General features: G+C 45.5%; 12 protein-coding genes and 1 other RNA gene. 12 read left to right on the top strand and 1 reads right to left on the bottom strand.

What is annotated here, in order from left to right; genetic code table 11:
- Window positions 1-40: 40 nt before the first annotated feature.
- The 10 genes from ICN45_RS05615 (at window position 41) to rnpB (ending at window position 10829) form a co-directional block, all read left to right on the top strand.
- Entirely contained in the window at window positions 41-943 is a 903-nt protein-coding gene (locus ICN45_RS05615; protein WP_216174255.1) for a Tim44 domain-containing protein, read from the top strand.
- A gap of 53 nt (window positions 944-996) precedes the next feature.
- On the top strand, window positions 997-1617 hold the full coding sequence (locus ICN45_RS05610) for a ubiquinone biosynthesis accessory factor UbiJ (RefSeq protein WP_216174252.1): 621 nt from the start codon (window positions 997-999) through the stop codon (window positions 1615-1617).
- Window positions 1618-1620: 3 nt separating this feature from the next.
- The gene (gene ubiB / locus ICN45_RS05605) at window positions 1621-3207 is read left to right on the top strand and encodes a ubiquinone biosynthesis regulatory protein kinase UbiB (protein WP_216174249.1); all 1587 of its coding nucleotides are present in this window, start codon (window positions 1621-1623) and stop codon (window positions 3205-3207) included.
- Between the two features lie 50 nt (window positions 3208-3257).
- Window positions 3258-3911, top strand: coding sequence for a DUF502 domain-containing protein (locus ICN45_RS05600; protein ID WP_216174246.1), 654 nt, complete (start codon window positions 3258-3260; stop codon window positions 3909-3911).
- Between the two features lie 22 nt (window positions 3912-3933).
- Window positions 3934-5733, top strand: a complete 1800-nt coding sequence (aspS, locus tag ICN45_RS05595; RefSeq protein ID WP_439650795.1) for an aspartate--tRNA ligase — start codon at window positions 3934-3936, stop codon at window positions 5731-5733.
- Window positions 5734-5752: 19 nt separating this feature from the next.
- On the top strand, window positions 5753-6211 hold the full coding sequence (gene nudB, locus ICN45_RS05590; protein ID WP_255531103.1) for a dihydroneopterin triphosphate diphosphatase: 459 nt from the start codon (window positions 5753-5755) through the stop codon (window positions 6209-6211).
- Between the two features lie 16 nt (window positions 6212-6227).
- Window positions 6228-8051 (top strand): ABCB family ABC transporter ATP-binding protein/permease, encoded by a 1824-nt coding sequence (locus tag ICN45_RS05585; RefSeq protein WP_216174237.1) that lies wholly within the window; start codon window positions 6228-6230, stop codon window positions 8049-8051.
- Between the two features lie 9 nt (window positions 8052-8060).
- A complete protein-coding gene (locus tag ICN45_RS05580) occupies window positions 8061-9404 on the top strand; it encodes a glycerate kinase type-2 family protein (RefSeq protein ID WP_216174234.1) in 1344 nt (447 codons plus the stop codon).
- 1 nt (window position 9405) lies between these two features.
- The gene (pyrC, locus tag ICN45_RS05575; RefSeq protein ID WP_216174231.1) at window positions 9406-10464 is read left to right on the top strand and encodes a dihydroorotase; all 1059 of its coding nucleotides are present in this window, start codon (window positions 9406-9408) and stop codon (window positions 10462-10464) included.
- Window positions 10465-10522: 58 nt separating this feature from the next.
- Window positions 10523-10829, top strand: an RNA gene (rnpB, locus tag ICN45_RS05570) — RNase P RNA component class A.
- On the opposite strand, the gene ICN45_RS05565 is transcribed toward rnpB, so the two are convergent.
- On the bottom strand, window positions 10830-11252 hold the full coding sequence (locus ICN45_RS05565) for an OsmC family protein (RefSeq protein ID WP_216174228.1): 423 nt from the start codon (window positions 11250-11252) through the stop codon (window positions 10830-10832). It abuts the RNA gene before it with no gap.
- A gap of 410 nt (window positions 11253-11662) precedes the next feature.
- Between ICN45_RS05565 and rplM the strand changes: the two genes are divergently transcribed.
- Window positions 11663-12091, top strand: coding sequence for a 50S ribosomal protein L13 (rplM, locus tag ICN45_RS05560; protein ID WP_216174225.1), 429 nt, complete (start codon window positions 11663-11665; stop codon window positions 12089-12091).
- 9 nt (window positions 12092-12100) lie between these two features.
- Window positions 12101-12502, top strand: a complete 402-nt coding sequence (rpsI, locus tag ICN45_RS05555) for a 30S ribosomal protein S9 (RefSeq protein WP_100379757.1) — start codon at window positions 12101-12103, stop codon at window positions 12500-12502.
- Window positions 12503-12587: the final 85 nt, after the last annotated feature.

Below are 12587 nucleotides of genomic sequence, written 5' to 3'. Positions count from 1 at the left end.
ACTAAAGAAGTGAAGCAGTTATAAGAAGGGGTAAATAAAAATGAACAAACATTTTTTTAAAGCGATTCTAATCAGTTTTACATTAATTTTTGCATCCATAGGTTATGTTGATGCAGCACGTCTAGGCGGTGGTAAAAGTATCGGTCGCGCACCAAGTGCACCAATTCAAAAGCAAGCTGCTCCTGTGCAAAAGCCAGCTCAGCAAGCGCAACCTACTGCTCCAGCCCCTCAGACTCCAGCTCCAAGCCGCTTTGGTGGCATGGGTGGGATCCTTGGTGGATTAGCAGCAGGTTTGGGGATTGGTTATCTCTTGTCGCATTTTGGTTTAGGTGAAGGAGCTTCATCTTTAATCACGGGTTTATTGATTGCGATGTTGGCTGGTTTTGTGATCATGCTCGTGATTAGAAAAGTACTGCCAGCACTGTCAGGCGCTACTAATAATGCAAATGTGCCAACGGGTATGCAACGTAGCAATGTTGAGCAAGTCTCTAGGCATGAGCCTGCTTTTATACCAGCGGCTAATGCGTTCGGCGGTGTTAGCAAGGACCCTGAACCTTTTCAGTCCACGCTACCTCCTGGTTTTGATCAGCAAGCATTCCTAGAAAACGCAAAGCAGTATTTCGTCACTTTGCAAAAATCTTGGGATCAAGGCGATCTTGCATCATTGCGTGAATTTACAACCCCGGACATGTATGCCACTATCCAACAAGATTTAGCGGGACGTACAGACAGCGCTAATCAAACCGATGTGCTGACGATTAATGCGCAACTCTTGGGTATAGAGACTGCCGATGGGCACTATTTCTGCAGTGTTCAGTTCAGCGGGATGATTCGCGAGCAGCCCGGTGCTGCTGCAAGTGACTTCTCAGAAATCTGGAATCTAAGCAAGCCTGTTGAAGGGCCTGGAGGCTGGGTACTAGCGGGTATCACCCAGTTAGTTTAAGCTTTAGGTACTTTCCATTGGAAAACCCGCACTAGTGCGGGTTTTTTACACTCATGAACACGTATTTGTCTTCCTCCCATACGATCGCTGCTGGCGCCGCTTGCCAAGGGATAAACCATGTTCTAGGGTCTGAGCCTTGGGCACGCAGTGAGTTAGCCAAGCATGCTGGGAAATCCATTTTTTTACAGATTCCTTTAGGAACTCTCAGTTTTGAGATCAAGTCCGATGGATTGTTAGGAGCTTTGAAAGAGGCAGATAACCCTTCTCTCACTTTAGAAGTTTCAGCGCAGGCTTTGAGTGGCTTTGCGGCAAGTAGTGGAAATTTGCGTGAGCAAGCATTTAAAGCTGTCAAAATTACAGGTGATGCAGACTTAGCCCAGTTATTAGGTCGTTTGGCCGGACAGCTACGTTGGGAATATGAGGAAGATTTGGCACGATTAGTAGGGGATGCCCCTGCGAATTTTGCAGTAAGACAAGGTAAGAAATTCATTTCTGCCAGTCGATCTGCAGCAAGTGATTTACTGGACAATGTTGTCGAGTATGTCAGCGAAGAAAGAAAAGTGCTTTTAAATAAACGCGATTTTATAGTTCGTAAGGCTGAATTAAGCGAGTTGCGCGAATCTGTTGACCGCATGGAAAAACGTATTCAAATCTTAGAGCAAAAGGCTGAATAAATCGTGCGTCGAATTGCTCGTCTTTGTTTTATTTTCTTTACTGCTTGGCGCTATGGTTTATTGCCTTTATTGCGCGATCTATTAAAGCCAGGCATTCGCCGTGGTTTCTTAACCGTCTTATGTTGGGTTTCTCCCGGAAATCATTTGCCAAGAGGTGAGCGCATTCGCTTAACCCTAGAAGCGCTTGGACCTATCTTCGTCAAGTTTGGACAAGTCCTTTCTACGCGCCGCGATTTATTGCCTGAAGACATCGCTAATGAATTAGCAAAGTTGCAAGATCAAGTCCCACCATTTTCTAATGAAGAGTCACGCCGTCTAATTGAGAAGGCTCTCGGTCAGCCTATTGAAGCGGTTTTTACCAGCTTTGATGCCACTCCAGTAGCTAGTGCCTCAGTTGCTCAAGTGCACTTTGGAGTATTGCGTGGGACCGAGAAACATCCCAAGTGGGAGGGTCACGCAGTGGCTATAAAAGTTTTGCGTCCTGGTATTTTGCCCGTCATTGAGGGCGATTTAGCGCTGATGTATGACTTAGCGAAAGTGATTGAAAAGACCTCTGAAGATGGCCGTCGTTTAAAGCCACACGAAAATGTGTCAGAGTTTGATACCCATTTGCATGATGAGTTAGATCTGATGCGTGAGGCTGCGAATGCAAGTCAGTTACGGAGATACTTTGTAGATTCTAAGAAACTGATGATTCCCGAGATGTACTGGGATCTTTGCCATACCAATGTCATTGTCATGGAAAGAATGTATGGTATTTCTATTGGGCGTACTGCTGAGTTACGTGCATCAGGTGTTGACTTTAAGAAGTTAGCAGCCGATGGGGTAGAGATATTTTTTACGCAAGTATTTGAATATGGGTTTTTCCATGCAGATATGCATCCTGGAAATATCATGATCAGCTTGGAGCCCGAGACGTTTGGACGTTTTATCTCCTTAGATTTTGGAATTGTGGGTGCCTTAAGCGAATCAGACAAAAATTATTTGGCTTTGAACTTCTTAGCTTTCTTCAATCGCGATTACCGGCGCGTGGCAGAGTTACACATTGAGTCTGGATGGGTTCCTGCCAATACGCGGGTTGAAGAATTAGAGGGTGCGGTACGCTCTGTTTGTGAGCCTTACTTTGACCGTCCATTAAAAGAAATTTCTTTGGGTATTGTTTTGATGCGCTTATTTCAAACCTCGCGTCGCTTCAAGGTAGAAATTCAGCCTCAATTAACCTTGTTACAAAAGACCCTTCTAAATGTCGAAGGTTTGGCGCGTCAATTGGATCCTGACCTCGATCTCTGGAAAACTGCCAAGCCAATCCTGGAAAAATGGATCAGCAAGCAATTGGGCTGGCGTGGTCTGCTGGATGGGCTAAAGGAGGAAGCGCCTTCTTGGGCCAAAATCCTGCCTACTTTGCCGCGCTTAATAGCTGATAGCTTGGCTCAAAGTCGGCACCAAAGCAAAGACCAAAATGGGGAATTAGAGGTCTTAAAGGCCCTTTTACTGCAAGAAAGGCATACTCATCGTGTCCTCGTGGGTGCCTTGCTGTTTGCTGGTGGGTTTTTAGCCGGAATTTTAATAATCAGCCTAGGATTTTATTAGGCTCTCGTTGATTGACTTCTTAACCGCTAAAATAGCGGGTTAGGCAAAACATGAAAAAATACTTTATCGCTGGCATCCTGGTTTGGGCACCACTGTCAATCACCGTCTGGGTGATTGGCTGGGGCTTAGGTTTGCTCGACGGTGTCTTTGGGTCTGTAATGCATGCCATCATTGTGGTTCTTCCACATGACGCTGCCTTAGATGTGCAGCATTTCCGCGACCTCCCAGGTGTTGGCATATTGATCGTGATTGCCGTCATCATGCTGACAGGATTGTTAGCAATTAGTTTTGCTGGGCAATGGTGGTTAAAAATTTGGGATAAATTGGTTAATCGCATTCCGATTGTTCGCTCTATTTATTCCAGTGTTCAACAGGTTTCATCCACCTTATTTTCGGGTAACGGTCAGGCTTTTAGTAAGGCCTTGTTAATTCGGTATCCACATGCAGACTCTTGGGTAATTGCTTTTCAAACTGGCGTTCCTGCAAAAGAAGTGACTGCAAAATTAGGCGCAGATTACGTGAATGTATTTTTGCCAACCACACCAAATCCTACCTCTGGTTTTTTCATGATCGTGCCCCGTGCGCAAACGATTGAGCTGGAGATGAGCGTGGAAGAAGCTCTTAAGCATATTGTATCAATGGGTTCTGTACCACCAAATAGTTCTAGTGGCCTGACGGCACCACCGTCACCACACCATGTTTGATTTTTAGGAAATTGTTATGTCGATGTTGATGCGTAGTCATACCTGTGGACAGGTAACCGATTCACTGATTGGTCAAGAGGTCACACTCGCTGGATGGGTTAACCGCCGCCGTGACCACGGAGGCGTGATCTTCATTGACTTACGCGACCATCAAGGCTTTGTTCAGGTAGTGTGTGATCCGGATCGCCCGGAGATGTTTGGGTTGGCTGAGCAAGTACGTAATGAATTCTGTATTCAGATTAAAGGCCTCGTGCGTGCTCGTCCTGACGGGACAGAGAACAGTGATTTAGTCAGCGGCAAGGTAGAAGTTCTTTGTCATAGCTTGGTGATCCTTAATGCTTCTATCACACCACCGTTCCAGTTAGATGATGAAAATTTATCTGAGACTACTCGCTTAACGCATCGTGTGCTGGATTTGCGTCGCCCACAAATGCAAAAGAATTTGCGCCTACGTTACAACGTGGCAATGGAATGCCGTCGCTATTTGGATGAAGCTGGTTTCATTGATATTGAGACTCCCATGTTGACAAAGAGCACCCCTGAAGGTGCGCGTGATTATTTAGTCCCATCGCGTGTTCATGATGGTCAGTTCTTTGCATTGCCACAGTCGCCTCAGCTATTTAAGCAGTTATTGATGGTTGCTGGTTTTGATCGCTACTATCAAATTACCAAATGCTTCCGCGATGAAGATTTACGTGCAGATCGCCAACCTGAATTTACACAAATCGACTGTGAAACTGCCTTCCTAAATGAAATAGAAATTCGAGAACTGTTTGAAAACATGATTCGGCATATTTTCAAAAAAACGATGAATGTCGAATTGGCAAATCCATTTCCAACCATGTCTTATTCAGAAGGGATGGCACGTTTTGGGTCTGATAAACCTGATTTGCGCGTGAACTTTGAGTTCACTGAATTGACCGATTTGATGAAGGATGTTGATTTCAAAGTATTTTCAGGGGCTGCAAACCAAGAAGGTGGTCGGGTTGTGGGCTTGTGTGTTCCAGGCGGTGCCGAGATTAGCCGCAGTGAGATTGATGATTACACCCAGTTCGTTAGCATCTATGGCGCTAAAGGTTTAGCCTGGATTAAGGTGAATGCGGTTGCTGAAGGCCGTAATGGCTTGCAGTCTCCCATTGTGAAGAATTTGCACGATGCGGCTATCGAAGGCATCTTGAAGCGGACGGATGCAAAAGACGGCGACATTATTTTCTTTGGTGCCGATAAAGAAAAAGTCGTAAATGATGCAATAGGTAATTTACGTCTGCGCATTGGTCATTCATCTTGGGGTAAGGCTCACGGCCTCTTTACCGAAGGTTGGAAGCCATTATGGGTGGTAGATTTTCCAATGTTTGATTACGACGAAGGTGAGGCGCGTTGGGTTGCTTGCCATCATCCGTTTACCAGCCCTAAAGATGAGCATATGAAGTATTTAGAAACTGATCCTGGTAAGTGCTTAGCTAAAGCGTATGACATGGTTCTAAACGGCAGTGAAATTGGCGGTGGTTCTGTGCGTATTCATCAAGAAGCGGTGCAGAGTCAGGTATTCCGTGCTTTGAAAATTAATGCTGAAGAAGCACAGGCGAAGTTTGGCTTCTTGTTAGATGCTCTGCAGTATGGCGCACCTCCACACGGCGGGATCGCATTTGGCTTAGATCGTATTGTGACCATGATGACTGGTGCTGAATCTATTCGGGATGTGATTGCCTTCCCTAAAACCCAGCGTGCACAATGCTTATTGACTCAGGCTCCTAGCCCAGTCGATGAGCGTCAGTTGCGTGAACTGCATATTCGTTTACGTCAAGCTACACCAGCTGCTTAAACAAGTAACTAGCTCTATTTTGAAAATCCCTATTTCGGTTTTGGTTGTTATCTACAAGTCGAATAGGGAGGTTTTATTAATAGAGCGCGCTGATCGAACGAATTTCTGGCAGTCTGTTACCGGTAGTCTTGATGCGCGAAATGAAGACTTAGCCTCAGCTGCTGCCCGTGAGGTCTTGGAAGAGACTGGGATCGCTGTAGAGCAATTACCCATTAACGCTCTGCAGAGCATGCATCAGCAGATTCAGTATGAAATTTACCCAGAGTGGCGTTTTCGTTATGCACCTGGTGTAACTAGAAATACTGAGCACTGGTTTTCATTACAAGTTCCAGATGATATTCAAATTCAACTTTCACCTAGAGAACATATCGCTTACCAGTGGCTGCCTTTCGAAGAGGCCGCTAAGAAATGTTTTTCTCCTAGCAATGGCGAGGCAATTTTGAAATTATTTTCGGCGCACTTAAGTAAAACCAAATAAGGAATAAGATAGATCGATGAGACATTCATCGGGAAACCATCACGGTAGCGTAGATTCCAAGCCTTCACAGGGAAACGATTGGAAAGTCATTCGCGATTTAATTCCCTATCTACTGGAATATAAATTAAGAGTTGCGATTGCTCTAGCGTGCTTGGTTGCTGCCAAGGTTACGAATTTAGGCATCCCTATTTTGCTAAAGCGTTTAATTGACGATTTAAACATCAGGACAGACTCTCCTCAGGTTTTGCTTATAGTTCCAGCAGGGCTCATTCTAGCGTATGGACTTCTCCGAATGTCCGCCTCCTTGTTTGCTGAATTACGTGAGTTTCTCTTTGCTAGGGTGACCCAAAATGCTGTCCGTAAAGTAGCCCTCCAAGTCTTTGAACATTTACATTCTTTAGCGCTGAGCTTTCACTTGGCTCGTCAAACCGGAGGTGTTAGTCGAGATATTGAGCGTGGTACACGCGGTATTCAGTCGCTGATTGCGTATTCACTCTATAGCATCTTGCCAACCCTAGTTGAGTTCATTTTAGTGTTGGGCTATCTGGCTTACTCATACGATATTTGGTTTGCATCAATTACCTTATGCGCCCTGGTTTTTTATATTGTGTTTACTGTAGTAGTAACAGAGTGGCGCACCCATTTTCGCAAGACCATGAATGACATGGATTCTAAGGCGAATCAGAAAGCTATTGATTCACTATTAAATTTTGAAACTGTGAAGTATTTTGGTAATGAAGCCTTTGAAGCTAGTCGTTACGACAAAAATTTGGTGCGCTATCAGGCCGCTGCCATCAAGTCCCAAAAATCGTTGGCAGTTCTTAACTTTGGCCAGCAAACAATCATCGCTATTGGCTTGGTCTTAATTTTGTGGCGCGCTACGCTCGGTGTAGTAGATGGCACCATGACTCTTGGCGACCTCGTACTCGTGAATACCTTAATGATTCAGTTGTACATTCCACTCAATTTCTTGGGTGTGATTTACCGCGAGATCAAGCAGTCTCTAACAGACATGGAGCGTATGTTTTCTTTACTTAATACCGATAAAGAAATCGCTGACTCACCGGACGCCAAAGTTTTACATATTGACAATCATGGCCTGGGGCCTGATGTTCGCTTTGAGGATGTTTCATTTCATTATGAGAGTAAGCGAGAAATCTTGCGCGATGTGAGTTTTAATATTCCAGCGGGCACGATTACTGCGGTGGTAGGGCAAAGCGGAGCTGGTAAGAGTACTTTGGCGAGATTATTATTCCGCTTCTATGATGTTCAGTTCGGAAAAATTCTGATTGATGGGCAAAATATTCAGGATGTGACTCAAGCAAGTCTGCGTAAAGCCATCGGTATAGTTCCGCAAGATACAGTCTTATTTAATGACACTATTGGTTACAACATCGCTTATGGTGATCCCACTGCAACAATTGAAGAAGTGCAAGAAGCGGCCAGGGCAGCCCAAATTGATAGCTTCATTAAGCGCTTACCGGATGGTTATGAGACTCAGGTAGGGGAACGGGGGCTCAAGTTATCCGGTGGTGAGAAACAGCGCGTCGCTATTGCGAGAACCTTGTTAAAAAAACCAGCGATGCTCATCTTTGATGAGGCAACCTCTGCTTTGGATTCCAAAACAGAGCGCGCTTTTCAAGAAGAGTTACTGAACCTAGCAAAAAACCGCACAACGCTTATCATTGCCCATCGACTTTCTACCATTATTCATGCGGATCAAATTCTGGTGATGGATCATGGACAGATCGTTGAGCGAGGAACCCATCTTGAGTTGATCACTGCGAATGGAAAATATGCAGAAATGTGGCAAATGCAGGAACGTGCTGCTCTTGATTAGAATAACTGTATGACGCAGCCAAATACCAAGCCAACCCCTATAGAAGATATTCTAAAGAATGCCTTTGCGGCCGCCGTCGCAGTTGCTGATCCCCAGCTCATCGTTCCGCAATATTTGGCGAAGATATTCCCAGTCGGGCAGGAGCCAAAAGGTAGGTGTTTAGTCGTTGGCGCAGGCAAGGCCAGTGCTTCAATGGCAAGCGCACTAGAAACTTATGCAAAAGTACATTGGCCTCAAGTAAATCTTGAGGGTATTGTTTTGACTCGTTACGGTCACAGTTCACCAACCTCATTCATTCGCATTGTTGAAGCTGGGCATCCAGTACCTGATCAGGCTGGCATGGATGGTGCACAGGAGATATTGTCTTTAGCAAAGCAATTGCAAGCGGGCGATATATTGATTGCGCTTGTTTCTGGTGGTGGATCTAGCTTGCTCACTTTGCCGCAAGAAGGCATCTCGATTGATGACATGCGCAAGACGACTGAGGCGCTATTACGCAGCGGTGCTCCTATTGAAGAGATGAATGTAGTACGCAAACACTTATCTGCGATTTTGGGTGGTAACTTAGCCAGGGTGGCAATTGCTCGAGGTGCAAGAGTAGAGGCTTTATTGATTTCAGATGTGACCGGGGACTCACCGGCAGATATTGCTAGCGGACCCTGTGCTGCCGACTATTCAAGCTATTTTGATGCAGTCAATATTCTTGATAAATACAGTCTTACTGAGCAATCAATTCCTGCTTCAGTAATAACTCATCTCAAACAAGGTCTAGCTGGAGAAATACCAGAGACCCTCAAGGACATAGATTTAGTAAATGCTCAGGTGGCCAATCATGTCATTGCTACTGCGTATAAAAGTTTAGAAGCTGCTGCTGAATACGTTCGCACTCAGGGTTATGAACCCATTATTTTAGGCGATACGATTACAGGCGAAGCGCAAGATCTTGGTATCGAGCAGGCCGATTTAGCCAAGAAGCATCTAGTAAAAGGTATTAGTAAGCCCTTGGCGCTCATCTCTGGCGGAGAATGTACGGTAACAATCCCGGTAGGAGTTAAGGGGCGCGGTGGCCGATGTAGCGAGTTTCTCCTGTCACTCTTTGCTGCCTCTGAAGGTATATCTAATTTAGCCGCTTTGGCTGCCGATACCGATGGAATTGACGGGAGCGAACAAAATGCAGGCGCATGGTTCTCTGGCGATATCCGCAAAGACAGTGAGCTGAAAGGTTTGATTCCAGAATCTTATTTAGCAGCCCACGATTGTTATGGTTTCTTTGCAGAATTAGGGGCCTTGGTGGAAACTGGTCCTACACTAACCAATGTGAATGATTTCCGTATCATCCTGCTCAATAAATAATATGTCGAATAGCCCAACACAAATTCAACTGATTCAACCAGACGATTGGCATTTGCATATTCGGGATGGTGAGGTGATGAAAGATGTACTGGCTGACACTGCACGTCAATTTGCCCGTGCGATCATCATGCCAAACTTAAAGCCTCCTGTTACAACAGTTGCTTTGGCAAACGCATACCGCACGCGTATCGAAGCAAATTTGAAATTATTGGGCATCGATAGCTTTACCCCATTAATGACTTTGTACCTGACTGATAACACCTCTGCTGATGAAGTGCGTAAGGCTAAAGCCGAAGGTATTGCCGCATTTAAGTTGTACCCTGCAGGTGCGACTACCAATAGCGATGAAGGAGTGAGTGATATTCAGCGTTGTTATCAGGCCTTAGAGGCGATGCAAGCCGTTGGTATGCCCTTGCTAGTCCATGGTGAAGTGACAAGCACTGAAATTGATATCTTCGATCGTGAGGCCGTCTTTATTGATCAAGTACTAGATCCTCTACGTAAGGATTTTCCAGGGCTTAAGATTGTGTTTGAGCACATTACTACCAAACAAGCCGCACACTATGTACGTGATGCAGTGACTGGCGAAAAAAATACGATTGCCGCCACAATTACTCCGCAACATCTACTCCTCAATCGCAATGCGATTTTTGCTGGTGGTATTCGTCCACACAATTATTGTTTGCCGGTTCTCAAACGCGAAGAGCATCGCGTAGCCTTATTAGAGGCTGCCACGAGTGGTAATCCCCGTTTCTTTTTGGGCACAGATAGTGCGCCACATGCCAAGGGCGCTAAAGAGGCCGCCTGTGGTTGTGCAGGTTGCTACAGTGCTTTTAATGCACTCGGTTTATATGCTGAGGCATTTGAGAGCGTGAATCAGTTGGATAAATTAGAAGGCTTTGCGAGTTTGTTTGGCCCAGATTTTTATTCTTTGCCACGGAATACCAAAAAAATTACCCTCAGAAAGCAAGCGCAAGCTGTTCCTACTGAATTACCTTTAGGTGATGCCACGATTGTTCCGCTACGTGCTGGCGAGACTATCGCTTGGACGCTGGTTTAGCTCCACCAGCCCTGTTTTTATAAGCTAACTTGGTCTGACTGCGTTAGACTGCAGGCGCAGAGTCAATTGGGCAATCGCCGCCTCTTTATTGAGGGGGAGGAAAGTCCGGACTCCATAGGGAAGGATGATGGCTAACGGCCATCCACGGTGACGTGAGGAATAGGGCCACAGAGACGAGCGTATTTAGTTACGGTGAAACGCGGTAACCTCCATCCGGAGCAATCCCAAGTAAGCAGGCGATGAGGCGTCCCGCTGAGTCTGCGGGTAGGGAGCTTGAGCCGGCAGGTAACTGACGGCCTAGAGGAATGATTGCCCCTAGATGCAAATCTAGGCGACAGAATCCGGCTTATCGATTGACTCTGCACTTATTCCGAAATGACTTCGATGCTGTAAGTCAATTCAGCGGTTTTGGCGAGCATGGCGGTAGCCGAGCAATATTTATCGTGAGAAAGCTTCACTGCTCGATCCACTTTAGCCTGATCAAGATCTTTTCCCTTGACTGTGAAGTGCAAATTGATCTGAGTAAAGACTTTGGGATCTTCCGTTGCTCTTTCAGCCTGTAAGGTGACATCGCATGCGCTGATGGCTTGGCGGGCTTTTTGTAGGATTAAAACCACATCAAATGCAGAACAGCCACCAGCGCCAGCTAATAGAAGTTCCATTGGTCGCGGGGCGAGGTTTCTGCCACCAGCTTCAGGTGCCCCATCCATATTAACTAGGTGACCGCTACCCGTTTCTGCAGAAAATGCCATACCGCCATTACCCAACCAAGATACTCGACATTCCATATTAGTGATCCCTAACTTACTAAATTAATCAATATTATCAATAGTTTACCAATTTCTCTATCGATTAGAGTTGTTGCATGGCAACATAAATATCTTGATCCAGGTCAATTTTATTGCATAGCACCATGAATTCTGTGTAGAATAACCATATTGGTAGTCAGTCTTATAGAAGACTTTGATTAACCTCCCAGTGTCTCCTCCACCCAAACAAAGGTGGATTCCAGCCCAGGACTCGTTCCTGGGCTTTTTTTAGGATACAATTCAAGGCTTTACTGAATTACCGAACCAGTCAGCGGTAATGGTTTTACCATTTAAATTGCAGAATCTGCGAGCTTGCAAACATAAGCAGGGCCAAGGTGGATGTAGTTTGGTTGGAGTAATTTTTTTTGACTATAACAATTTGAGAAATCATGAAAACTTTTTCTGCAAAATCCCATGAGGTAGTGCATGAATGGTTCGTGATTGACGCTACGGACAAAGTCCTCGGTCGTGTCGCCAGTGAAGTGGCACACCGTCTACGCGGCAAGCACAAACCCGAATACACACCACACGTTGATACTGGCGACTTTATTGTTGTCATTAATTCTTCTAAGCTGCGTGTTACAGGCACAAAAGGCTTGAACAAAATTTATTACCGTCACAGCGGATACCCAGGTGGTATTAGCTCGACTAACTTCGACAAGATGCAAGACCGTTTCCCAGGTCGTGCTTTAGAGAAGGCTGTGAAGGGTATGTTGCCAAAAGGCCCACTAGGTTACGCCATGATTAAGAAATTGAAAGTCTACGGCGACGCCAGTCATCCGCATGCGGCTCAACAGCCAAAAGCGTTAGAGATTTAAGGAAACCAAATGGCTATTAATTACGGAAATTGGAATTACGGTACTGGTCGTCGCAAGAGTTCTGTTGCACGTGTATTTATTAAATCTGGCAAAGGTGAAATTATCGTTAACGGTAAGCCTATCGATGCTTATTTTGCACGTGAAACATCACGCATGATTGCTCGCCAGCCCTTGGCTCTCACAGCCCATTTAACGACCTTTGATATCAAAGTAAACGTTTCTGGTGGCGGTGAAACTGGTCAAGCTGGCGCAGTTCGTCACGGTGTAACTCGTGCCTTGATCGACTATGACAACACTTTGAAGCCAGCACTGTCTAAAGCAGGCTTGGTAACTCGTGATGCTCGGGAAGTTGAGCGTAAGAAGGTTGGTCTGCACGGCGCGCGTCGTCGTAAGCAGTTCAGCAAGCGCTAATTTCTTTCAGTCGCTATGTTTTATTGAAAGGGTCGCGCAAGCGGCCCTTTTTGTTTCTACAATGTAGATATCTGTAAGAATGCAG

Origin of the sequence: Polynucleobacter alcilacus (assembly GCF_018881545.1) — a bacterium.
Classification (GTDB): Bacteria; Pseudomonadota; Gammaproteobacteria; order Burkholderiales; family Burkholderiaceae; genus Polynucleobacter; species Polynucleobacter alcilacus.
This window is presented reverse-complemented; position numbering and strand designations above follow the sequence as displayed.

Coding starts and splice junctions, on each gene's coding strand:
- ICN45_RS05615 (WP_216174255.1), top strand. CDS start 41: ATGAACAAACATTTTTTTAAAGCGATTCTAATCAGTTTTACATTAATT.
- ICN45_RS05610 (WP_216174252.1), top strand. CDS start 997: ATGAACACGTATTTGTCTTCCTCCCATACGATCGCTGCTGGCGCCGCT.
- ICN45_RS05600 (WP_216174246.1), top strand. CDS start 3,258: ATGAAAAAATACTTTATCGCTGGCATCCTGGTTTGGGCACCACTGTCA.
- aspS (WP_439650795.1), top strand. CDS start 3,934: ATGTTGATGCGTAGTCATACCTGTGGACAGGTAACCGATTCACTGATT.
- ICN45_RS05585 (WP_216174237.1), top strand. CDS start 6,228: ATGAGACATTCATCGGGAAACCATCACGGTAGCGTAGATTCCAAGCCT.
- ICN45_RS05580 (WP_216174234.1), top strand. CDS start 8,061: ATGACGCAGCCAAATACCAAGCCAACCCCTATAGAAGATATTCTAAAG.
- pyrC (WP_216174231.1), top strand. CDS start 9,406: ATGTCGAATAGCCCAACACAAATTCAACTGATTCAACCAGACGATTGG.
- ICN45_RS05565 (WP_216174228.1), bottom strand. CDS start 11,252: ATGGAATGTCGAGTATCTTGGTTGGGTAATGGCGGTATGGCATTTTCT.
- rplM (WP_216174225.1), top strand. CDS start 11,663: ATGAAAACTTTTTCTGCAAAATCCCATGAGGTAGTGCATGAATGGTTC.
- rpsI (WP_100379757.1), top strand. CDS start 12,101: ATGGCTATTAATTACGGAAATTGGAATTACGGTACTGGTCGTCGCAAG.